The organism is Cellvibrio sp. PSBB006 (assembly GCF_002162135.1).
In the GTDB taxonomy this organism is placed as follows: domain Bacteria; phylum Pseudomonadota; class Gammaproteobacteria; order Pseudomonadales; family Cellvibrionaceae; genus Cellvibrio.
The window spans coordinates 2,390,756-2,413,479 of sequence record NZ_CP021382.1 but is presented as its reverse complement, the minus strand read 5'-3'; the positions used below and the strand labels follow the sequence as shown (position 1 = coordinate 2,413,479).

Genomic DNA, 22,724 nt, shown 5'->3' with positions numbered 1-22,724 from the left:
GCCGCTGTGATTCAGCGGTGAGGTTTGCCTCGCTATTTCCCCAAGATGCCACTGGATTTAAAGGATCATAAAATGGTGCAGCAAGCCCCTGCCAATGAACTCGTCGACAACGCCGTTGCAGAAGGTGGCGCTTATGAGATTATCCGCAAGCGTTTGCTGGAGCAGGGACACACCCTGGAAGCACGCATACGTGAGTTGAACGAAGCGCGCCTCGAAGAATTCGGTACGTCCGAGATGAGTGTGATCGCGCGGGTCAGGGTGCGCACCGAAAATAATTGCATTCCCCGCGATATTGTCCAGGTTGGCGATTATTTGTTGTTTGGTTACAACGTGTTTATCGGGCTGAAAAAAGAAACCCGTGTTGAAGATGTGTTTGCGCTCTTTGCTGCACGTAAGACGGATGACGGCTATGAAATGGATGAGATTCCATTGGCCAAGACCTTCTTGTCTGAGCAAGGATTTGTTAATGACTTTGAAGAACTTTATCGGTATTACAAGCACACCAAGCTTATCAAGCTCAGCATTAATCACGGGAATTTGTTAGCTGGATTTCAAATTGGCGAGCGGCTCGATGATATCCGCGTATTCCGCTGGTCTCTATCGCCTGACGGTAAACAGGTGAAATATATTGATAATCGCGGCGAGCGGGATATCGAGTTGCCGCCCGCATACGATTTTGAATGGGTAGCAGCCACGCGCGAAAATGCTGTCCATGGCCGGCATCCTCACCTTAATATTCTGGATAAAGTATTTGTTGAAACTGTTGGTGGTGACCTGACTATCAAGGTTGAAAATAATACTGAAGATGGGTTAGGTATTTATCGCGAGCCCGTGGAAGACAAAACACAATCCCTTGATGACGCCGATGTTGACTACGCTGCTGTAGGCAGTTTAATCCTGTTAAAGATTCGTCCATATCGCGAGGAACAATGGCGTTACCTGATTTTTAATACGATGACGCAAACCGTCGTGCGTATGGATCAGCTGGGCAATTCCTGTGTGCAGTTACCTGAAAATCACGGCATCATCTTTCCCGGTGGCTATTACCTGCAATCGGGTGAATATAAAACCTTCGACGAAGATACCCAGGCGTTTCGTTTCAAGCGCATGATTCGCTCACCCAATGGCGAAGACGTGCTTTATATTTTCTATGAGCCGGCAGATGGTATCGTCGGGCTTTTCGCTTATAACCTGATTCAAAAGGTTTTACAGAATCCTATTTTTGGCAACGGCTACGCGCTCTCCGAGGATGGCAAGGTTGTTATTTTCTCTGCGGAAAAAGAGCCCACACGGGTGCATCCCATGCAAATCTGGCAGACGCCTTATCAAAGCGTTGAATATGCCAGTAAAGCACCAGCGAGTCAGACCTTTTACGGACGTATCGGAAACACTGAATTAGTGCGCGGCATTTCCGATTTCTACAGTATCGCGCGCTTGATCAGTAACCAATCGGTTTCGTTGCGCCTGTATGAAGAGTTGAGTGTTGCGGCCAAGAAAATTTTTGATAGCTACTACTGGGTAAATGAAAGCGAAACCCGGGCGATCGCAGCGGTAATGAAAGATATTGCTGGTACCGCTGAGCTGGTGATCGACGAGTTTGAAAAAGTTGAAAATATTCGACAACAGTCCGCCAAAGCCATGACCCAGGCGGAGGCTGAGCAGGAGCGTTTACTCCAATCCGTGCGGCCAGAAAACTGGACCCTGGCAGAGGAATATGTTGATGCCTTGAGTCGTCTGCGCAAACAGCGTGGCCACCTGGCGACTATTCGCGAGTATCGCTACATCGATAACGCGCGTATTGCCGCGCTGGATAAACAGCTCGCGGACATCAATGATAGTTTGAGTGAACAGACGGTTCATTTTCTGTCTGACGAGCAGGCATTAACGCCCTATCTACAAAAAATAGAGTCCATCAATAACGATATTGAACTGGCGACAACCAGTGCCACTCTGGCACCGGTTCTGGAAGTTATAGAATCTACCGCGGCGGGACTGGACTTATTATCGGAGTTGATGGGCACCCTGAAAGTCCAGGACGCGACAGTGCGCACGCGTATTGTTGATGCAATCTCTGAAGTCTATTCCCACCTGAATCAAAGCAAAGCCAACGCGCGGCACCGGGAGAAAAATTTTGGTTCCGCTGAAGCGGTTGCCCAGTTTGCCGCACAATTTAAACTCTTCTCGCAAAGCATCACCCATGCGCTGAGTCTGTCGACTACACCGGATCGTTGTGACGAACAACTGTCGCGAACCCTGGTGCAACTCGAAGAAATCGAAGGACAGTTCAGCGGGTATGATCAGTTCCTCGCGGACATCATGAGTAAGCGTGAAGAGGTTTATGAATCCTTTCAGGAGCATAAACAACGCCTGCTGGATGAGCGGCAGCGGAAAGCCCAAACAGTTACCGATGCGGCCTCCAGAATATTAAAGAGCATTGAAAAGCGCTCGCTTAGCCTGACTAAACCAGACGAATTAAATACCTATTTCGCATCGGATGCGCTGGTGCTGAAGATTCGCGATTTGGTTGAACAATTGCGCGAACTTGATAACGCGATTGCGGCTGATGATCTTGATTCCCGCTTCAAGGCGGTGAAAGGTCAGGCCCTGCGGGCATTGCGCGACAAGACCGATATCTTTGAAGAGGGCGGGAATGTCATCAAGTTAGGGCCGCGACATAAATTCAGTGTCAACACCCAGGAGCTTGACCTGACCATTATTCCGCGCGAAGGCGAATTGAATATTCATCTCACCGGTACCCATTATTTTGAGCCGGTCAAGCATGCCGAGTTGTTAGCTCTGCGGGAATTCTGGAGCATCGTGCAGGAGTCAGAGTCGGAACAGGTTTACCGTGCGGAGTATCTGGCCTCTCTCATACTCAAGGCAGCCCAGGACAATCGCGAGAACTTGAGCTGGGATAAACTGCATCAGGCGCTTCTGGATGATGAGCAGTTGCTAAAACTGGTGCGTGAATTTGCCTCACCGCGTTATAAGGAAGGTTATCAAAAGGGCATCCACGATCACGATGCCACGCTGTTGCTCAAGGCGCTGATTCCAGCTATTGATCGTGCCGACCTGTTGAGTTTCGACCCGTTAAGTCGTGCCATTGCGCAAATTTTCTGGGCCAATATTAATAGCAGTTATCAACGTAAACCTAAAGTCAGCCCGGGACGTGATCCTATTCCGCACGATACCTGGAAAGAGCGCGCGCAGTCCGCTAAACAAATACAACTAACCTTTGGTCAATCACAAGCATTAAATGATCTTGTGGCGGAAGTGACCGATTGTTTAACCGGATACGTGGGCCAACATCCGCTGCCAGCGGATCAGGTAAGCATTCAACGTGCGGCGCAGTACCTGGTTGAGGAGCTTGCGCGTGAACGGACAGAATTTATTGGCAGCAAATATGCCCGGCAACTGGTCGATGAGCTGAAGCAATCGCTAGGGGATGCCAGCTGGCGGCAGTTTCACAGTGCCTTGGAAAAAATGCATGGTTGGCCTGCGGAACGTTGGAAGCTCACGAGTACCTGGCTGCATGCGCTCGTTCAACAAAAACAACTGCACAAGATCGCACGTTATATTCCCGAAGCGGTTGCGTTGATCAATGCTGATGAGCGGCTGGACCGGCGTTTCACAGAGGTAGATCTTGAGCTGACTGTGGAAGGATTACTCGGTGAACATGTGACGCTGAGTGAGCGCCGCCTGGCTTATTCCCTGGATGATTTTCTGCAACGCCTTGAGCATCATCATCAGATAGTTGTGCCCGGCTACCAGCGTTATTTGCAGATCCGCCAGGACATCGTTAACGAAGAGCGCAAACTGTTGCGTCTGGAGACATTCAAAGCCAAACCCCTGAGCTCGTTTGTGCGTAACCGGTTGATCAACGAATCCTATCTGCCGATTATCGGTGATAATCTGGCGAAACAAATGGGATCGCTCGGTGAGAATAAGCGTACCGATCTCATGGGCTTGTTGATGATGATCTCACCACCGGGCTACGGTAAGACGACCTTGATGGAATATGTTGCGAACCGCCTCGGGCTGATTTTTATGAAGATCAATTGTCCCTCTTTAGGCCACGATGTATTGTCATTGGACCCGGAGCAAGCACCGAACTCTACCTCCCGTCAGGAGTTGTATAAATTGAACCTGGCACTGGAGATGGGTAACAACGTGATGCTTTATCTCGATGACATCCAGCATACTCATTCAGAATTTTTGCAAAAATTTATTTCGCTGTGCGATGGCTCCCGTCGTATTGAAGGTGTATGGAAAGGAGAAACCAAAACCTACGATATGCGCGGCAAGAAATTCTGTGTGGTGATGGCGGGCAACCCTTATACCGAAACCGGTGAAGCCTTCAAGGTGCCCGACATGCTGGCCAACCGGGCGGACATTTACAATCTGGGTGATATTCTCGGCGGCATGGAAGAGCAGTTTGCGTTGAGTTACATCGAGAATGCCATGACCTCCAACCCCGTACTGGCTCCGCTCGCGTTACGCGATATGGATGATGTATATAAACTCATTCGTATGGCCAAGGGCGAGCAGGTAGCTACCACCGATTTGCGTCATCAATACAGCGGTGCGGAGATTAATGAAATCACTGCGGTAATGAAAAAATTATTCGTCATTCAGGACGTCGTCCTGAAGATCAATCAGCAGTACATCGCCTCGGCTGCGCAGGATGACAAGTATCGCATGGAGCCGCCATTCAAGTTGCAAGGCAGTTATCGCAACATGAATAAGATGACCGAGAAAGTGTCTGCCGTTATGAATGAAAGTGAGATGATGCAAATGATTGCTGATCACTATCTGGGCGAGGCGCAATTGTTGACCACCGGCGCAGAGAGTAACCTGCTTAAACTGGCCGAGTTGCGTGGCAATATGACGGCCGAACAGAAAACTCGTTGGGAACAAATCAAGAAAGACTTCCTGCGTAATAAAGCGATTGGCGGTGCAGATGCTGACGTCGGAGCGCGTGTTGTCGTGCAACTGGCCGACCTGGTGGAAAATATAAAGCATCTGGGTACAACCGCCCAGGTTGTTGCCGGTAATCAGGCCAAGGCATCCAGCGACAATCTCGGTGCTTCACTGGAGCGAATTGCACAGCTACTGGAAAGTCTGAGCGAAAAAAGCGCTGTTCAACCGCCCAGGGTGGAAGTGATCAATCAGCCGGTGCCAGGGATGGATAAAATTTTGCGTGTCCTGGCAGAAACCATCGAGAAAAGTATATTTCCACTGGTGCGCAGTATGGATAAAAAACTGGATATCGATTTACGCACTCACGAAAAAATGCAAGATGTTCTGGTACAGCTTCGTCAGCTGGAGGTGGAAATTGCCGGAAAGCCGTCGAGAGGTTCGACAAAAAAGATCTCACATGACCAGAAAGATCCTGAATGACAAGAAAGATCTCGGATAAATTCAAACTGATACTGTATTTATGTGCATTGATGGTTGGCGTGCACGTCCTGAATGTTGTGCTGAATTATCAGTTAAATCGGTTCGGTATATATCCTCGGCATCTGGATAGCCTATGGACTGTATTTGCCGCGCCCTTCCTGCATGGCAGTACGGCGCATCTGCTGAATAATCTGGTTGGTTTTTGCATCTTCAGTGCTTTGGTGTTGGTGCATTCGATTCGACGTTACCTGCTTAACAGCTTATTTATTATTGTGGCAGGCGGCGTCCTGGTCTGGTTATTTGGTCGTCCGGCAACTCACATCGGTGCGAGTGGATGGGTGTTTGGTTTGTGGAGCCTATGCATTGCCACGGCCTGGTTTGAGCGACGATTTATCAATATTTTAATTGCCTTGTTTGTTGTGCTTTTTTATGGTGGTTTGATCTACGGCGTGCTGCCTACGGATGCGCGTATTTCATTCGAGGCGCATTTATTCGGTGCTTTGATGGGTTTTTACTGCGCCTTTCTCAATGCAAAAGGCTTTTTTGGTAAGCGTAAAAGGATCTGACTATGCGTCTGGATGAATTGGAATCCTGGTTAACAGAAAGCCTGGAAGATTTTAAATTAAGTCATGCGGAGACCCTGGCGCTCCGTGAAATATTGCCGCAATTAAAAGCGGATGAAACCAGTTTTATTCGTAACAAAGCCTTTGCCTTGGCGCGCGAACCGATAAAACAAGGCGGTGATGTTGCTATCGCCGTTCTTGGGTGGCTCGATAAAATCATGAAGACCATGGACACGGCGCGCAATGCGCAAGTGGTCATTGTGAATAGCGCTCACTTCAGCCCGGGTGACGATTGCCGCCGAAAGCTGTTGGACCTGTGCGTCAGCGCGCGCCAGTCTCTCGATATCAGTGTGTTCACCATTTCTGATGATCGTTTGTGTGATGCTATTTGCAGTGCACATCAACACGGGGTGGCGGTACGGATACTGACGGATAATGATAAGTCACTGGATCTTGGCAGCGATGTAGAGCATATGGCCGCACAGGGAATTCCTGTCAGGATGGATAATACCGAGCACCATATGCACCACAAATTCGCCATCATCGACCGCCACATGCTGGTCAATGGCAGCTTCAACTGGACACGCAGTGCTTCAGATAAAAACCATGAAAATATTCTGGTAACAAACGAGCCGGCGTTGGTGGCTGCCTATCAGATGGAGTTCGAATCCTTGTGGGAAAATTTTTCTGCCTGATAACTTGAGAAGGAAAAGAATATGAAATGTTCAACATGTCAATCCGCTCAACTTGAACCGAAGGAGCTTGAGCCAGGCCTGCTGGTTGCCGCATGTCCAAAATGTGAAGGCTCTTTGGTTTCATTGATGAATTATCGCTTCTGGTTGGATCGTTATGATGGTCTGGCTGCGTCTGAGCCTCTACCCGAATTGGATGTGCCTGATGAACAACCGAGCGCGCGAGCATGTCCCAAGTGCAGTCGTTTGATGACAAAGTATCAAATGGGGTTGAACTCGGCACACAAAATTGATTTGTGTGCATCCTGCGACGAAGCTTGGCTGGATAAGGGCGAATGGCAGCTGCTTAAACACCTTGATCTGCACGGCAAGTTACCGAAGATTTTCACAGATGCCTGGCAGCGTAATATTCGCAAGGCGCGTCAGGAAGCATTTCATCAGGATCGCTATGAAAAACTTTTAGGTGGGGAAGACTTCGCTCAAGTGCATGCCTTCCGCCAATGGCTATACCGCCACGCCCGTAAAGAAGACATCAAACAATATTTATTGATAGCGCCTGAATAGCGCTACGTCAGTTCTCATCCACATCGTCCATATCCACCTGGCCAGACATGGCTCGGCGGATATGGGACCAGGACATACCGGCTGCGAGCAGTGCAGCCACCAAAATTTCGCTGATCCAGGTGATCGGTCCAGCCTTATCCAGTTTGATCCAGCCCCAATAAACCAACAACCAAACCAGACAAGCCAGGAATGCACCCGCCAGTATCAAGCCCACAAAACCCAAGGAACGCAAAGTGGCGCGCACATATATAGCCCAGCCGATCAATAAAATTAAACCTGCCAGCGCGATGTAAGGTGTAAGTGCCGACCAATTAGCGTAGAGCCAATGATAATAAGAATAGCCGCTGGGGTTGTAAGTGGCGAACACTAACAACAACGCGAAAACAAAACGTATACCGACACCGGCGGCAGAGATAGGCTTCATATAAAATTCCTGACGTGTAACGTTATTAATAATTAACCGCTAAAGATTTTCTTTTTGATGAAGGGCTGCTTATTCCTTTGGGGCTTCTTGCACGAGTACCCATGGCTTTATCACCACCGCCCAGACCATGGCATTCTGCTCATACCAGATTTGCGCCTGCTTATCCGTCACGTTGTCTACCAACGATGCATCCATCCACTGTTTCAGTTGTGCGGATTGATCCCGCGCAATAACCCGTGCAACCTCGGTGAGATCGAGGCTCGGACTTACGGCAATGGCTTTACCGCCGGCAAAAAAACGTTGCAGGTCTTGCCAGGGTATTTGTGCTGTTTCCAGATTTATTTTTGCCTGGACAATGTCATCGGGAAGGTATTCATCAATCATGCCTGGTATTTCCGTGTGATAGCTTGTGCGACTTTGGACCCATTGGTTTTCCCGAGATATTCACAGATGCTATTGCCGGCGGCAATTAATTTTTCCAGATCGACCCCGTGATCAATGCCGAGGCCATTCAATAAATAAATCACATCTTCGGTCGCGACGTTGCCCGAAGCGCCTGCCGCGTAGGGGCAGCCACCCAAGCCTGCGACAGAGCTGTCCACGACGCTAACGCCGCACTCCAGCGCTGCGTAAATATTTGCCAATGCCTGTCCATAGGTATCGTGCATATGTACCGCGAGTTTTTCTACGGGAATATCCTGCATAAGAAACTCAATTAAACGTTTGACTTGCCCGGCGGTACCTATACCGATCGTATCGCCCAGCGAGATTTCATAGCAGCCCATTGCCAGTAAGTCCCGGGCTATTTGCGCAACCGTTTCCGGTTCCACGGCGCCGCTGTAGGGGCAGCCGACAACGCAGGAAATGTAACCGCGCACCGGTATGTTATGGCGTTGTGCTGCATCCATCAGTGCTGTAAATCGCGTAAGGCTTTCGGCTATAGAACAGTTAATATTCTTTTGGCTGAATGCTTCTGAGGCGGCGGCGAATATCGCAACCTCATCAACATGTGCGGCGAGTGCGCGCTCGAAGCCTTGCAAGTTGGGCGTCAATGCAGCATAGGTCACACCGACTTTACGAGTGGCACCGCCGAATACTTCAGCGCTGTCGGCCATTTGTGGCACCCATTTTGGGTTTACAAAACTGCCGGCTTCAATATAGGACAGTCCCGCCTCGGACAATTGGTTGATGAGTTGAATCTTGGTCGCGGTAGCGATAGTTTGCTTTTCATTTTGCAAGCCATCGCGGGGACCGACTTCTACGATTTTGACTGATTTGGGTAATGCCATAATGTTTGATTATGTTGGTTAGATCGTTGTCGGATTACGCTGCGCTAATCCGACCTCCGGATGGAGTTGGATATCAGTCTTCGCCCCAGCGGGGCATCAGGTCTTGTTCAATGCCTAGTTGGTCCAGAATGCGGGCGACGATAAAATCAATTAGTTCAGTGATGGATTGTGGCTGCATATAAAAGCCTGGGCTCGCCGGAAGGATGACAGCGCCGAGTTGTGTGAGCTTGAGCATGTTCTCCAAATGAATCGCGGAGTAGGGGGTTTCCCTGGGCACCAGGATCAGTTGCCGGCGCTCTTTCAGCGCAACATCTGCAGCGCGTTCAATAAGATTGTTGCTTGCGCCGTGAGCAATGGCAGAAAGACAACCACCGCTGGCTGGGCAGATGACCATGGATGTTGGTGAGCTGGAGCCTGATGCAACAGGAGAAAACCAGTCGTCCTTGGTAAAAATTTGCAGCTGATCTTCATCCGCACCGAATAATTCGCTGAGCATCGCCTGTTGCTCGTCGAGCGTTTCCGGTAAATCGAGATCTGTTTCTGTGCGAATCACAACTTCTGCCGCATTGGATAACAGCAAATAAACCTTGCAGTCCGCTGCCAATAAACATTGCAACAAACGTAAACCATACTGCGCGCCGGATGCGCCGGTCATGGCCAGGGTGATGGTGCGTTGTGTCATGGTCAAATTCCCCGCTGCCCTTAAAACTGTTGGTCTTACATGAAACGATATTGATTACAGCGCGTGCTTTTTTAATTGCTCAATCATCTTCTGATGCACGCCGCCAAATCCGCCGTTGCTCATAATCACAATGTGCGTATCAGCCTCGCTCAGTGAAATCGCGCAGTGAATTAATTCATCCAGATCGTGTACCAGTTTCGCCGGAACGGGGCTTTTGTTTACCACTTCATCCATCGCCCAATCAACATTCGGTGGTTGATACCAGAGTACGTCGTCGGCGTCGGTGCAGGCTTGGTTCAATGCATCTTTATGAACACCCATACGCATGGTGTTGGAGCGCGGCTCAATGACGGCGATAATTTTCTGGTCGCCAACTTTAGCGCGCAGGCCAGCGAGGGTAGTTTTTATCGCCGTGGGGTGATGGGCGAAATCATCATAAACTTTTACGCTGTGGATATCGGCTAAACACTCCATGCGCCGTTTTACCCCGGCAAATTGTTCCAGGGCTTTGGCACTGATCTCTGGTGTAACACCGACATGACGCGCGGCGATCATCGCCGCTAAACCGTTATTGACGTTATGCAAACCGGTCTGCGCCCAATGCACTTGCGCCACCGCTGTGCCTTCATGAAACACGGCAAATGCTGAACCGTCTTTCTCCAATAACTCCGCCCGCCACTCGACGGAGGTATCACCATCGACTGAGAATTTTTGTTGCGGTGTCCAGCAGCCCATGGCCAGAACTTCATTCAGTGCCGCATCATCTTGCGGAGAAATCAGCAGGCCGTTATTCGGTACCGTGCGAACTAAATGATGAAATTGTTTTTGAATGGCCGCGAGGTCCGGAAAAATATCCGCGTGATCAAATTCGAGGTTATTGAGAATTACCGTGCGCGCATTGTAGTGAACAAACTTGGAACGCTTATCAAAAAACGCGCTGTCGTATTCATCCGCCTCCACCACAAAAAACGGCGTCTCACCCAAACGCGCAGAGTTCGGAAAATTCTTCGTCACTCCCCCTATTAAATAACCCGGCGCCATACCCGCGTATTCAAGAATCCACGCCAACATACTGCTGGTGGTCGTCTTACCATGCGTACCCGCCACCGCCAGCACCCACTTCCCCGGCAACACATAATCACGCAACCACTGCGGCCCGGACGTATAAGGAATCCCCTGCGCCAACACATACTCCACCGCCGGGTTCCCGCGACTCATCGCATTCCCGATCACCACCAGATCCGGCGCCGGTTGCAAATGCACTGGATCAAAGCCTGGCATCAACTCAATCCCAGCTTGCTCCAGTTGAGTACTCATGGGGGGATACACATTGGCATCACTGCCGGTCACGCGGTGCCCGAGGCCTTTGGCAAGTTGCGCGAGGCTACCCATAAAGGTGCCGCACACGCCGAGAATATGGATATGCATGTCAATCGCTCGTAAACCCTTAGTGGGTGCGAGCTTATCACTAAGACAGTGGAGCAAAAAGGCTGGTGATGATCAGTTTAAGCACTAGAGACTTATAAAAATGACTTCAGAAAGGTGACACAACTTTATATCGGGTGGCGCGGAGGGCATAGCGGAGTTGGGGTGCGGGACCATCACCGACAGGATGTCGGTGCTGAGCCCCCATGGATGGGTTCACGGCGTGTCCCGCACCCCAACTCCGCTATGCTCGCTCTAATTCAATGAACGAAAATTAACGTCCCAATACACCGTTCACGAATTCAAGAACGGTTTTGTCCTGGCAGTTTTCAAAGAAGCAGGCCTGGAAGCGCTCGCCAGTTACCGCTGTCTTCACCAACTCCGGATCAAGGGACTTCAAGCCTTCCAAATATTCCTTGGTCAACGCGTTTTTTACACTGCTCAGAATCCCCGCATTGCGCACTTGGGACTCTTTACGTTCCGCCGGGTAACCCTGGCCGCGCACGCCGCCAAACGCCTTCTCAAAGATATAGCGGATGTTCAATTCCGCTCCCCAGCCGAAGCCCTTGGCGAAGGGTAATGCCAGTGCATTGCCGTTGTTGATCTGGGCGAACAGGTAGGCGTCGGAGGGATCGATACAGTAGCCGCACACTACGCCCGGGTGGGCGTTCAGGGACATCAGCGCGCCCTGGCCGGTGCCGCAACCGCTCACCACAAAATCCACGGCCTTTGAGTTCAGCAGCAGGCTGGCCATGATGCCGAGGTGGATGTAGGTCAGGTAATGGTCGTTGTCGTCGCTCATGCCGACGTTATAAACGGTGTGATTCTGCTCAGCGGCAACGTCTTTCAACTGTTGCAGGACAACGGCATTCTTGGACGCCTGGCTGAATTCATTCATCAATGCAATTTTCATGGTTGATTCTCTCTCTTGGTTAAACGACGTAAATCGGAGGGCAGGCTCGTTGGCGCTGCTTTATTGATGTGAGGGCGTCTATTGTAGAGGTTTAGACCATGGGATGGTACCGAGCCGGGTGGCTCGGTCGTAAAGGAGTGTGAAGACAGTAATGCGAAGAAGCGCAGCGGGCGGCGCCCGCCGGAGGTGCTAGGCGACTTTCGCGGTGGCGACCGCTGGCGTCAGATAACGTTGACGCTTATTGGCCTTCATCAGTGTTAAATCGCCCATAAACAAGCCATCTACACAATTGCCGAAATCCGAATCCACACTGAACGCCAGCAATTGATAACCGCCGTCTTCGTAGAGAGCGGCGTATTGCTTGAACAGCACTGGCAGCTTGTGACCCTGCTCGGAAAACTGTTGTTGCAGATACTCAAAACCTTGCTCGCGATCCAGTGTTGAAAACGCTTCGCTAAAGGCTTGATAGATTTCCGGCTCGATAAAATGCGGATGACTACCTTCTGCGAGGGGCGTTGGCGCGCGGTAGTAACGCTGATAATAAAATACCAACAAGTCGCGCAGCGCTTTGGGGTAAGTCGCGCTCATGCTCACCGGGCCCAGCACATAACGCACCTCGGGGTGATGTTGCAGATAAGCGCCCAAACCTTGCCACAAATAATCCAGGCTGGCTTTGCCCCAATATTCCGGATTCACAAAACTGCGGCCCAGTTCAATCGCCTGTTCGAGATAATTGTTGGCCCCGGCGCGATAGTGAAATAAATCCGCTGTATACAACCCGCCGATACCTTGCTGACGCAAAATGCTTGCGCAGTCTCCCAGGCGGTAGGCGCCGGCGATGGTGAGCTTGTCTTCATCCCACAACACCAGGTGGCGATAGTAGTGATCGTATTTATCCAGGTCACGGCGGCTGCCGGTGCCTTCGCCTACCAGGCGAAACGTCTGTTCACGCAGGCGTCCGATCTCGCGTAATACCGTAGGGTGCTGGCGGTAGTCGCACAAGTAAATGCGATGGTTATCACGGGTGGTGCCGATCAGAGTGGCCGTTTTAAATTCTTTTTTGAGCGCGCTACGGTCTTCAGGGTGTGCAATGGTTTTTTCCGTGACAAAGATCGCTTGCTTGCCTTTGCCAATCTTGTACAGATGTTTTTTCAGGCGTTTGATCAGTGCTTTGTCCGCTAACTTATTGGATTCCAGCGCGTGATGCGGAATGACTTCACCCACCCGAAATTTAATTTCGCTGGAGTGTTTGTTAAACATTTCATGGGCGAGCAACGCGGTAGCAAACGGCTTGAAAATAAACGAGGCGCCGTAGAACAACAGCGAGTTTTTAGCGGATACAAAGATTGGTAACACCGGCGCTTTGGCTTTGCGTGCGAAGTGCAGGAAGCCTGCTTGCCACTGGCCATCGCGAATGCCTTTAGGGCTTGCGCGCGATACTTCACCAGCCGGAAACACGATAACCGCTTCTTCATTGTTCAGCGCATTGAGGATGTTCTTATAGCTTTGGCGGTAAGCCGAGCGGGTCATGTTATCGAGCGGCAACAATAATTCATGTAGCGGTTCAAAAGCCATCAGCATGTCGTTGGCAATAATTTTTACATCGCGGCGCACTTCGCTGATCAGTTTCAGCAACGCCAGACCATCCAGGGAGCCGATGGGGTGGTTGGCGATAATCACCAGACGGCCTTGTGAGGGAATGTTGTTTCGCTCGCGATGGGAAACGCTGTAGCTGAAATTAAAGTAATCAAAAATACGATCAATAAAATCCAGACCGCGATTGCCCTGGTTGTCGTGGAGAAAGCGGTTTATCTCCTGCTCATGGGTGAGCTTGCGCAACAGCGTCAGGGTGGATTTGCGAATCAGCGGCGCCTTGGTGGCAAAACCGGGAAATTTATTAACGACAGATTGTTCAATGTTAAGCATGGCAGCGAACCTGTAGGAGAGATCGCCCACAGGTTATGACGGCAAAATGACGGTTGTGTGATGAATGTGTTGCGGAAATGTTTCAGGTGCGCGATGTGGGAATGAATGTCGGCTTACGCTGCGTTAAGCCGACCTACAGATGAATCAGGACTGCACTTTTATGAGTTGCTCTTCCTGGCGGACGAGCAATTCGCTGTAGGGGGCTTTGATGGTCGCCAGCTTGCCGCTGTTCTCGTCTACGTCGATGTGCGCCAGCAAGGTGTCGTCCAGCAAATGGCGGCTGATAAGGATATCGCCGCGCTCGGGGTGGATAGGGTCTTGTTGTTGGGTCACAAAATCTTTCAACAGTACGCCGTTGCCATGGCTCGTCGGACGCGCAACTTCCTGGATAGCAGCTGACAATTGCAGGCGCGGGCTGTTGGCGCGGGCGCAAAGGTTGTTCAGCAGTTGCGCACAGCAGAGTGCGCGAAAACTGCAGTCGTACAGGGCTTCGCCGACGAATTCCACCATCAGGATATCGTTATCCAGCAATTGGCGTTGGCCGTTGTATAGCGATAGCACGCCCTGCAATTGTTTTTCAAAACGACGCAATACATTGGCGAAACCTTCACTGTTGAGTTGCTGGTACAGTTTGGTGAGATTGGTGATGCGCACTTGCAAACGCACCGCGACTTCCGGCGGAGCTGGTGGTTCCGGCGCGAGGGGTTTGAGATCTTCCAGCGGGACTTCCGGGATGGTAGGAATCTTTTCAACAACCTTGGTCACGAGCTTGCCGGGCGATGGCAACTTGTCGCGCAGGCGCGCCCACCACTGCCGCTGGATCGACCACCAGATCGTCCACAAGGCAACAAATACCGCTGCCGCCCAGATCGTCAGAAAGTAATAGTCGTAGCGCGAATAGCGCGGCACTTCCAGGGTCACCTGCAAATAACCGGCAATATTGTTATGCAGGGCGATGGGTGCGGTAAAGCTGTAACGCTCGCCCTCGATGGACTTGTTAGGATCATAGCCAGTTTGCACCAACAGTTTATTTTCAACGTTATGAATGGTGGCGCCGATCACGGTGGGGTATTGGCCCACATCCAGTAACACGGCCTGCAGGCTGATAAGGTCTTGCGTCAGGGTGGCGTCGACGGCCTGGCGCGCTGCGCTGCGGGCGAGGGTCTGGCCGTAGTAATTGATCTGTTCCTGCTGGTTGTAATAGGTGTTGTGCAGATAAAGCCCGGCGCCGAGAAAACCGAGGATCAACAGCAAAACGCTGCACAGGAAGAGCTGTGGGTAGGATCGATAAGTCGTGAGTAACGGCATCGGGATCTCAAACGGCCGGGGCGATCCCCGTGCATCCAACTGATTGTCAAAAGTGAGCCGCATTCTAGCCTAAAGCGGCTGGCTACTGTAGCGTTCTCATTTAGGCTAGAATGCCGCCCCTTGATGAGAACCGGCTGATAAAAGTGAGCGAACGTGAAAGAAATCCTGTTGATTAACGTCTCCGGCGATGACAAACCCGGCGTCACCTCGGCGATCACAGCGGTACTGGCCCAGCACCAGGCCACCATTCTCGACATCGGCCAGGCGGTGATCCACGATACGCTGGCGCTGGGTATTCTGGTATCGCTGGAGGTCAATGCCGATACCAAAGCCATCATCCTCGATGAAATCCATGCGCGTACCCGGCCTCTGGCCATTCAGGTGCGCTTCCAGCCGGTTTCGTTGGAAAGTTACCAGCACTGGGTTGATCAGCAAGGCAAGCCTCGCCACATTGTTACGCTCCTCGCGCGGCAGATCAATGCAGCACAAATTGCCGAACTGACCGATATTACCTTCAAACACGGTCTGAATATCGACAGCATCAATCGTTTGTCCGGCCGCATTCCGCTCGACGCCTTGGAAAATCATAGCAATGCCTGTGTAGAGTTTTCTGTGCGCGGCACACCGGAAGACCTCATCGCGTTGCGTGCGGACTTTATGGATTTATCCGCGCGCCTTGATGTGGATATCGCTTTCCAGCGCGACACTGTGTATCGGCGCAACCGTCGACTTGTCTGTTTCGATATGGACTCCACCTTGATTGAAGCAGAAGTCATTGATGAGTTGGCCATCGCGGCGGGCGTGGGCGAGCAGGTGATTGCCATCACAGAAGCGGCGATGCGCGGTGAGCTGGACTTCAAACAAAGTTTTGCGCGGCGCCTGGCGTTATTAAAAGGCCTGGATGAATCGGTGCTCGAAGGGATTGCAGCCAACCTGCGCTTGACGGAAGGTGCAGAGAAGCTGATTTCCTCCTTGAAAAAACTTGGTTACAAAACGGCGATTTTGTCTGGTGGGTTCAATTATTTCGGGCGCTATCTGCAACAGCGTCTGGGCATCGATTATGTGTATGCAAACGAGCTGGATATTGTCGATGGCAAGGTCACCGGTCATGTTGTGGGCACGGTGGTGGACGGCCAGCGCAAAGCCGAACTGCTCGCCATGCTCGCACAAAAAGAAGGTATTGCGCTTGAGCAAGTCATTGCCGTTGGTGATGGTGCGAATGATTTACCCATGTTGAGTGTTGCCGGGTTGGGGATTGCTTTCCGGGCGAAGCCGCTGGTGAAAGCGTCGGCGCAGCACGCGATCTCTACGCTCGGGTTGGATGCGATTTTGTATTTGTTGGGCTTTCGGGATCGGGATAAGTTGTTGTAATCCGACACAGCCAATCCCTCATCACGTTTCCATATTAAAATCGTAACTCATATTCTGCGTCGGCTCTTGCAGGTAATGCCCTTGAATATAATGTGCACCCGCTTGCCACAGGGTCGACAGCACACTCGCATTTTCCACGAAGGGCACGATGGTGATTTTATTTTCGCCATGCAGCTGTTCGATCAAATGAATCAGCGTCTCCGGGCTTTCCTTATTATTCTGGATATCCATGGTAAACGAGCCATCGATCTTGATGATGCTGGCAGGCACATGCTTGAGGGTATTAAACGGATTCAGTGAACACCCGAAGTTGCTGATCGACATAAACGTCTTCAATTTCTGCAAGCCTTCCGCAAACGCCTTGGCCGCATTCAGGTGATTAGTCACGTCCACTTCATTGGTCTGGAACACAATGGCATCGCTCGACAGTTTCGCGGCCTTAAAGGCGACCCCTAACCAGGGAACCAGCGATTCATCACACAGTGAATCCTTGCTTAAATTCAAAATTAATTTGGTTTTATTGCCCTTGGCACGATGCTGCGACAGCATCTTGATGGATTCGAGTATCACCCAGCGATCAATCTTGATACTGGCACCGATCGATGACGCGGTTTCAATAAAACGGCTGGGGGAAATTTCCTCGTTATTATCGTTGATCATCCGCAGATACACTTCGTAATACTCTTCCTCGGAACCGCGCAGGCTGATGATCGGTTGGAACAATAACCGGAAGCGGTCGTTGTCCAGCGCATGTTGCAGATCAGAGGCAATGTTTTTCTGATCGCGTTCATCCGCCGACATCTCCGGCTCAAACAATTGCGCGCTGTTGCCGTTTGCATTGCGCACTTTTTCCATGGCGTTGATCGCCTGCTCAATCACCTTATTAGCGTTGGTGGTGTTGTCGTTGATCAGCGACACACCGATGCTGGCGGTGAGCTGCAAGGTTTTGTTATCGATATCAATAATGTGTTCTTCAATCGCCTTGCATAATTGCTTGGCGCGATTCACGGCCGCATCGGCACGGATGTTGGGCACTAACACGGTAAACGCAGTATCGCCGAAACGGGCGATGATATCGGTGGTATTATTTTTTTCACGCAGCAACGATGCCAGGTCACTCAAGGCCATATCCGCTGCCGCCACCCCTAAGGTTGATTGCGCGCGCTCAATAAAATTATCGATGTCGACGTACAACAAACTCAGGTTGTCTTTTTCCGTGACGTTGTCGATGATTTTTTCAAGGTGGTCGATCATGTACTGGCGGTTGTACAAGCCGGTGACCACATCCTGCCATTTAATTTGTTTGATCTGCGCTTCCAGCACATCGTTATTGAGGTCCACCCGGTTGGCGCGTGCGAGGAACTGAATACACGGCTCTTCATCGTAAGTAACGTGAGACACTTCCAGGCTGATGGGGGCGGCGGTGCCGTCCTGTTTTAAACCGCGAAACGCCAGCTTGGTGGATTCGGCATCCAGGCCTTTAAAGGTGAAATCTTTCAGAAAGGTTTTCAGCGTGTCCTGATCTTTATCATCGACCATGTCCATGATGGGCATGCAGTCGATATCGTCTTTATCTTCATAGCCAAACAATTCAGCAAAGGATTGGTTGGCGTACAGGTACAGACCATCCTGCACATAGGCAATCGCATCGCGGGAGCTATCAAGCAGCTGCTGGCTGCGTCGTTCCGCCTCACGGAAGCGGCGGTCGGCCAGACGTTTGGCCTGCCGTTCTTCGCGATTATTCATCTCCCGCTGCATGACCAGCAATAAATGCTGGTCATCGTCGAGGCGCACCACATCGGCGGCGCCCAGTTTCATGCCTTCAATTACCGCGAGGAATTCATCATCGTTCTGCAGGATAACGGGTACGTCTTTGCTCAAGCGGCGGATATGTTTGATGGCGGTTTGCGGGGTGACATTGGTGGTTTGGTCATGAGCAATCAGTAAGTCCCAGGTTTGCTCTTCGAGGAGTTTGACGAGCGCATCCTCGCTCTCGACATGCTGCGCGCGGCTGGGGCGGCCGGCGTTGTGAAGCATACTGATCAGACGTTCCGCTTCTGCGCGAGAATTATTCAGAATCAGGAGGCGGATAGTGTCATTTGCATTCATAAGGCGTTACTGCGCTCTTTGTCTGTGCCATTTGGCCACTTGGTGTGACTTCTACACCAACTATCGGGAAAGTCTTGCAAGCAGGATTATCTACTCAGAGTCTAGGCTAGCTGCGTATATTACCCAAATAGTCTGTCGCCTCAATGCGGTCGGTTGAATTGTGCGACATGACTATAACATTTCGTCTTATGGCGTTGCTTTTTTCTGCATTCTCAGTTCTTTTGCCAGACGGAATCAAAGTCATCCTTTGATTCATTAGCCTCTGTTTTGGCGGCCACCAGTTCGCGATAAGTGAACTGGCTGAAGGCGCCGGTAGCGAAGACGCGCCGGGTTAACTGCACGGACGCTTCGCGATGTTCTTCCTCTTGCGGCGACGGCGGATGAAACAGGCGGACCTTGCTGTATTCGCGAAACGATACGGAGTTGGTCAATAAGGTGACCGGCTGGTTGATCGCTTTCAAGGCCGGAAGTTGCAGGGCGCGCAGGTATTCGGAAAACCCGCCGGTTTTATGCACGATAGCGACACCCAGCGGTGTTGCCTGGGGGGCTAGTATCTGAATACCCAATTGGGTTGCCCCCTTGGTTTGCTGTACCCAGCGCACCACACCCACGCTCCACTTTTGCCGCCCTTCGTCGCGTATGCCTAACAGTTCGCCCGCCTTGACCTGATTGGGAATCTCATCCTGCCACTCCAGGCAATAGCCGCCGGGACTGGTATCCACCAGCGGAACTTTATACACCGGGTGTTTGCCCTGGTAATCCTGTTGCTGCTGTTTGCGAATAGTGTTTTCAATATTCAGCGTAGGCAGTTGCTTTCCGGCCAGCGTAGTGCCGGCCACATCGAAAGCATCGCCCCAGGGATCATCGTCGGTCGCTTTGGTGGGTTTTAACTGGATGCCGCGTTTTTGAAAGATGGCTTCGGCATTGTCATCGCCATGGACATTCGCCGTTTGATTGAGGAAAAGGTTAAACGACAGTTTGCCAGCCACGTGGAAATGCAGGTTGGTCAGGCCCACGGTGACTTCAATAAAACCACTGGTCTCCTGCCGCTCAAAGCTGCGTTGCGCGAGGATATTCCACGCCTGGAGTAAGTGCTCCGTCAGTACAGGCGACAAATCCAGATCGTTGCGCAGGTTGCCTTCGTTGGTCGGGCTTTGCTTGACCTGTTCTTGCAGGGTCTGCGCCAGCTGCGCGGTGTTGAGTTCGCGGATTTCGCCATCGGCATTTTGTGGTAAACGCGACTTATATTGTGGCGGCCGATTGCCGGCGAGCTGGATGGCGAACAGATTATCTTTCTGCGCCGGATTGTGTGGCAGTAACTTTGTCAGTGGGCACAGAGTTTCCAGTGCGTTATAGGTGGCCAGCACCTCATCCTGTCGCATCTGGTTGGGCTTGGCACAGGCTAATAACATCAGGCGCAAATACGCGTGGTTTATGCTCTTGATGCGCTGGTGGTGAGCCAATTGATCGTCAACGGGATGTTCAGTCAGTGCCAATGCTTCTGCGATTTCATACAGGGTATGGATCTCGGTCCAGAGTTGACCGGCAATGGGAATATAAAGCTGATAACTGCGTAGCAAGAGTAAACCCAGGCCGGTCAGCGCCCGGTGGATCGCCAATGCCTGACGCGAGCGGGATTCGTCCTGTTTACCTTGGTCACGTTTACCCTCCAGGCACAAGTCGCGCACTGCCACGAGATAGGCGTTACTCATATGTTTTTGCAACGCTTGCGCAACCGTGGCGGTCTTGCGTGCGGCTTCCGGCAAAATCAGGGGCTGGTTGAGAAAGTGCTGCGACAGGCCAAGGATGCACTGTTGCACGGCAGGGCGGAGTGTTTCGAGGATGGCGAGGCGCATCTCACTGCCGGTTTTTAAGCGGCCGATTTCCGGCACGGCTTTATACAGCAGCGCGCTGACATGATTGATGCGCGTTAACGGCAAAGCACGTACCCATTCCCGCACCTGCTGGTCTTTGCTGCCGGCGCAAAACGTCAAGGCCGCCAAATCCTGGGGCGGTACATTGAGGCGTTCAAGCAGTGTCTGGAGTCGAGCGTCAGCAGTCATTCATTCCGGCCATGGCAATCGGGTTAGGAGTTCGGGCAAAACAGCGAGTGTTTTGAACAAAGCCTGTGCAGCATTCTAATGTCCTGATCTCTAGCCGCTGTTTTTTTAACCTGCTCACCGGCTGTCGGTTTAGCGTATCGTCGAATATGCTACCTCTGAATATAGCTGAAATCTGTTCGCCTACCATCACAGGCTATTTCATCAACGCCAGGGCTTTGATTTGTGCATAGACCTGTTGGCCGACGCTCAGCCCCAACTGATAACAGGATAGATGGGAAATCCGGGCTAGCAACACTTGATTTTCAATCGCCAGGTGCACCAGGTTCTGACCGCGCTCACCTGCATCTATTTGCGTGATGCGCGCCGGTAAAATATTCAGGATGCTGGTGCGTTGCGGGTGATCCAGACACAGGCTGACATCCCGCGCGTAAACGCGCAAGCGCACGGACTGCTGTTGTGCGGCTTGCAGTTGCGGCAAATAAACCTGTGTCTCGCCGAGGGTAACACAGGTCAGGTGATGTTCAGGTTTGATCGCCGTTACCTGCCCCTGGAGCAGGGTAAAGGCATCCTCACGTTGCGCCAACAAAGGATGCTCGCTTAACAAGTCGATTACCGGGCCCTGTGCAATGATCTTGCCGTTATCCATCAGTAACAGGTGATCGGCCAGTTGCACAATTTCATCCAAAGCATGGCTGACATAAATCATCGGAATCGCCAGATAGTGTTGCAGGCGTTCGAGGTAGGGCAGGATGTCTTGCTTGCGTTGCTGATCCAGCGCTGCAAGCGGTTCGTCCATCAGTAACAGCGCGGGGCTGGCAAGTAGGGCGCGGGCGATGGCAACGCGTTGGCGTTCACCGCCAGATAAATTGTTGGTGTTGCGCGTTAACAGCGGGGCAAGGTCGAGCAGTTGCACTAATTCATCGAAATTCGCCTGTGCGGGTTGATTGCGTTTGAAACCATACACCAGATTTTTTTGCACGGTTAAATGCTCAAACAAACTGGCTTCCTGAAATACATAACCCACTCTGCGTTGATGGGCGGGCAAACGTTGTGTTGCAGAAAACCATACGCTGTCCTTCACCTGAATACGCGAATGTTTTTGCTGCAAGGCGTTGTCTTCCAGGCCGGCGATAGCGCGCAGCAAGCTGGTTTTGCCGCAACCGGATGGGCCGAAGATCGCGGTGATACCCCGGCCCGGAAGCGTGGCATTCACCTGCAAATGAAATGCAGCGCGCGGCAGGTCGATGTGTAATGCAATTGTGTCTGAACTCATCGCGCCCTCATCACATCAAAGCGTCGGTTCATGGCGTACACGCCGATCAACAGCGCCAGCGATAACAATAACAGGCACGCGGATAACCAATGGGCTTGCGCATATTCCACCGCCTCCACATGATCGTAGATCGCCATGGAGGCCAATTGTGTCTTGCCGGGGATGTTGCCACCGATCATCAACACCACACCGAATTCACCCAGCGTGTGCGCAAAACCGAGTACAGCACCGGTGATATAACCGCGACGTGCGAGCGGCAACACCACGGAAAAAAACCTATCCAGCGGTGATGCCCCCAGCGTTGCGGCAACCTCCAGTGGACGCGAACCAATATGGGTAAAAGCATGTTGCAAGGGCTGTACAACAAAAGGCAGCGAATAAATCACCGAGCCCACCACGAGACCGGCGAAGGTAAAACTCAAGGCGGGTAAACCAAGGGTATTCAATGTGCCGCCGATAACCCCGCCGGGACTCAGGGTGATTAATAAATAAAATCCCAGGACGGTCGGCGGTAGGACCAGGGGCAGAGCCACCAGGGCTTCCACCACAAATTTAAATCGCCAGCGGGTGCGTGTCAGCCACCAGGCCAGCGGTGTGCCGATCAGCAATAAGATGGCAGTGGTCAGGCTGGCAAGTTCCAGCGTTAACCACAATGCTGCAATATCTGAGGAAGAGAGCATAGATCTCCGATGATTCGAGCCTTCGCTGTTGTTCAACTTTTT

At 51.6% G+C, this 22,724-nt stretch carries 17 protein-coding genes; 5 read left to right on the top strand and 12 right to left on the bottom strand.

Annotated elements, in window-relative coordinates; all coding sequences use genetic code 11:
* Positions 1 to 72 precede the first annotated feature (72 nt).
* The 4 genes from CBR65_RS10005 to CBR65_RS09990 are packed head-to-tail and all read left to right on the top strand — an operon-like array spanning position 73 to position 7,219.
* Positions 73 to 5,400: a DNA repair ATPase gene (locus tag CBR65_RS10005; protein ID WP_087466718.1), complete on the top strand. Its 5,328-nt coding sequence runs from the start codon at positions 73 to 75 to the stop codon at positions 5,398 to 5,400.
* Positions 5,397 to 5,966 (top strand): rhomboid family intramembrane serine protease, encoded by a 570-nt coding sequence (locus tag CBR65_RS10000; protein ID WP_232461406.1) that lies wholly within the window; start codon positions 5,397 to 5,399, stop codon positions 5,964 to 5,966. Before CBR65_RS10005 ends, CBR65_RS10000 begins: the two co-directional genes overlap by 4 nt.
* A gap of 2 nt (positions 5,967 to 5,968) precedes the next feature.
* The gene (locus CBR65_RS09995) at positions 5,969 to 6,658 is read left to right on the top strand and encodes a phospholipase D-like domain-containing protein (RefSeq protein WP_087466717.1); all 690 of its coding nucleotides are present in this window, start codon (positions 5,969 to 5,971) and stop codon (positions 6,656 to 6,658) included.
* Positions 6,659 to 6,679: 21 nt separating this feature from the next.
* Positions 6,680 to 7,219, top strand: a complete 540-nt coding sequence (locus tag CBR65_RS09990) for a zf-TFIIB domain-containing protein (protein WP_087466716.1) — start codon at positions 6,680 to 6,682, stop codon at positions 7,217 to 7,219.
* Positions 7,220 to 7,226: 7 nt separating this feature from the next.
* On the opposite strand, the gene CBR65_RS09985 is transcribed toward CBR65_RS09990, so the two are convergent.
* The 8 genes from CBR65_RS09985 to CBR65_RS09950 all read right to left on the bottom strand — a co-directional run bounded on the left by CBR65_RS09985 (position 7,227) and on the right by CBR65_RS09950 (position 15,186).
* Positions 7,227 to 7,643, bottom strand: coding sequence for a DUF6524 family protein (locus CBR65_RS09985; RefSeq protein ID WP_087466715.1), 417 nt, complete (start codon positions 7,641 to 7,643; stop codon positions 7,227 to 7,229).
* A 69-nt stretch (positions 7,644 to 7,712) separates the two neighbouring features.
* On the bottom strand, positions 7,713 to 8,027 hold the full coding sequence (locus CBR65_RS09980; protein ID WP_087466714.1) for a DUF2288 domain-containing protein: 315 nt from the start codon (positions 8,025 to 8,027) through the stop codon (positions 7,713 to 7,715).
* Positions 8,024 to 8,932: a hydroxymethylglutaryl-CoA lyase gene (locus CBR65_RS09975; RefSeq protein WP_087466713.1), complete on the bottom strand. Its 909-nt coding sequence runs from the start codon at positions 8,930 to 8,932 to the stop codon at positions 8,024 to 8,026. The genes CBR65_RS09980 and CBR65_RS09975 overlap by 4 nt, the downstream gene beginning before the upstream one ends.
* A gap of 73 nt (positions 8,933 to 9,005) precedes the next feature.
* Positions 9,006 to 9,614 (bottom strand): flavin prenyltransferase UbiX, encoded by a 609-nt coding sequence (locus CBR65_RS09970; protein ID WP_087466712.1) that lies wholly within the window; start codon positions 9,612 to 9,614, stop codon positions 9,006 to 9,008.
* 54 nt (positions 9,615 to 9,668) lie between these two features.
* Complete coding sequence (gene mpl, locus CBR65_RS09965) at positions 9,669 to 11,042, bottom strand: UDP-N-acetylmuramate:L-alanyl-gamma-D-glutamyl-meso-diaminopimelate ligase (protein ID WP_087466711.1); 1,374 nt, start codon at positions 11,040 to 11,042, stop codon at positions 9,669 to 9,671.
* A 271-nt stretch (positions 11,043 to 11,313) separates the two neighbouring features.
* A complete protein-coding gene (locus CBR65_RS09960) occupies positions 11,314 to 11,952 on the bottom strand; it encodes an RpiB/LacA/LacB family sugar-phosphate isomerase (protein WP_087466710.1) in 639 nt (212 codons plus the stop codon).
* Between the two features lie 189 nt (positions 11,953 to 12,141).
* Positions 12,142 to 13,878: a lysophospholipid acyltransferase family protein gene (locus CBR65_RS09955; protein WP_087466709.1), complete on the bottom strand. Its 1,737-nt coding sequence runs from the start codon at positions 13,876 to 13,878 to the stop codon at positions 12,142 to 12,144.
* Positions 13,879 to 14,022: 144 nt separating this feature from the next.
* Positions 14,023 to 15,186: a hypothetical protein gene (locus tag CBR65_RS09950; protein WP_087469009.1), complete on the bottom strand. Its 1,164-nt coding sequence runs from the start codon at positions 15,184 to 15,186 to the stop codon at positions 14,023 to 14,025.
* A gap of 153 nt (positions 15,187 to 15,339) precedes the next feature.
* On the opposite strand from CBR65_RS09950, the gene serB reads away from it, so the two are divergent.
* Positions 15,340 to 16,557: a phosphoserine phosphatase SerB gene (gene serB, locus CBR65_RS09945; protein WP_087466708.1), complete on the top strand. Its 1,218-nt coding sequence runs from the start codon at positions 15,340 to 15,342 to the stop codon at positions 16,555 to 16,557.
* A 21-nt stretch (positions 16,558 to 16,578) separates the two neighbouring features.
* Here serB and CBR65_RS09940 read toward each other — a convergent pair whose 3' ends face one another.
* The 4 genes from CBR65_RS09940 to modB form a co-directional block, all read right to left on the bottom strand.
* A complete protein-coding gene (locus CBR65_RS09940; protein WP_087466707.1) occupies positions 16,579 to 18,666 on the bottom strand; it encodes an EAL domain-containing protein in 2,088 nt (695 codons plus the stop codon).
* A gap of 212 nt (positions 18,667 to 18,878) precedes the next feature.
* Positions 18,879 to 20,729, bottom strand: a complete 1,851-nt coding sequence (locus tag CBR65_RS09935) for a hypothetical protein (protein ID WP_087466706.1) — start codon at positions 20,727 to 20,729, stop codon at positions 18,879 to 18,881.
* A 193-nt stretch (positions 20,730 to 20,922) separates the two neighbouring features.
* Positions 20,923 to 22,002, bottom strand: a complete 1,080-nt coding sequence (modC, locus tag CBR65_RS09930) for a molybdenum ABC transporter ATP-binding protein (protein ID WP_087466705.1) — start codon at positions 22,000 to 22,002, stop codon at positions 20,923 to 20,925.
* Positions 21,999 to 22,682 (bottom strand): molybdate ABC transporter permease subunit, encoded by a 684-nt coding sequence (gene modB, locus CBR65_RS09925; RefSeq protein WP_087466704.1) that lies wholly within the window; start codon positions 22,680 to 22,682, stop codon positions 21,999 to 22,001. The genes modC and modB overlap by 4 nt, the downstream gene beginning before the upstream one ends.
* Positions 22,683 to 22,724 lie beyond the last annotated feature (42 nt).

Excerpts from the sequence above, each read along its gene's own strand:
- CBR65_RS10005 (WP_087466718.1), top strand. The coding sequence starts at position 73 with ATGGTGCAGCAAGCCCCTGCCAATGAACTCGTCGACAACGCCGTTGCA.
- CBR65_RS10000 (WP_232461406.1), top strand. The coding sequence starts at position 5,397 with ATGACAAGAAAGATCTCGGATAAATTCAAACTGATACTGTATTTATGT.
- CBR65_RS09995 (WP_087466717.1), top strand. The coding sequence starts at position 5,969 with ATGCGTCTGGATGAATTGGAATCCTGGTTAACAGAAAGCCTGGAAGAT.
- CBR65_RS09990 (WP_087466716.1), top strand. The coding sequence starts at position 6,680 with ATGAAATGTTCAACATGTCAATCCGCTCAACTTGAACCGAAGGAGCTT.
- CBR65_RS09985 (WP_087466715.1), bottom strand. The coding sequence starts at position 7,643 with ATGAAGCCTATCTCTGCCGCCGGTGTCGGTATACGTTTTGTTTTCGCG.
- CBR65_RS09980 (WP_087466714.1), bottom strand. The coding sequence starts at position 8,027 with ATGATTGATGAATACCTTCCCGATGACATTGTCCAGGCAAAAATAAAT.
- CBR65_RS09975 (WP_087466713.1), bottom strand. The coding sequence starts at position 8,932 with ATGGCATTACCCAAATCAGTCAAAATCGTAGAAGTCGGTCCCCGCGAT.
- CBR65_RS09970 (WP_087466712.1), bottom strand. The coding sequence starts at position 9,614 with ATGACACAACGCACCATCACCCTGGCCATGACCGGCGCATCCGGCGCG.
- mpl (WP_087466711.1), bottom strand. The coding sequence starts at position 11,042 with ATGCATATCCATATTCTCGGCGTGTGCGGCACCTTTATGGGTAGCCTC.
- CBR65_RS09960 (WP_087466710.1), bottom strand. The coding sequence starts at position 11,952 with ATGAAAATTGCATTGATGAATGAATTCAGCCAGGCGTCCAAGAATGCC.
- CBR65_RS09955 (WP_087466709.1), bottom strand. The coding sequence starts at position 13,878 with ATGCTTAACATTGAACAATCTGTCGTTAATAAATTTCCCGGTTTTGCC.
- CBR65_RS09950 (WP_087469009.1), bottom strand. The coding sequence starts at position 15,186 with ATGCCGTTACTCACGACTTATCGATCCTACCCACAGCTCTTCCTGTGC.
- CBR65_RS09940 (WP_087466707.1), bottom strand. The coding sequence starts at position 18,666 with ATGAATGCAAATGACACTATCCGCCTCCTGATTCTGAATAATTCTCGC.
- CBR65_RS09935 (WP_087466706.1), bottom strand. The coding sequence starts at position 20,729 with ATGACTGCTGACGCTCGACTCCAGACACTGCTTGAACGCCTCAATGTA.
- modC (WP_087466705.1), bottom strand. The coding sequence starts at position 22,002 with ATGAGTTCAGACACAATTGCATTACACATCGACCTGCCGCGCGCTGCA.
- modB (WP_087466704.1), bottom strand. The coding sequence starts at position 22,682 with ATGCTCTCTTCCTCAGATATTGCAGCATTGTGGTTAACGCTGGAACTT.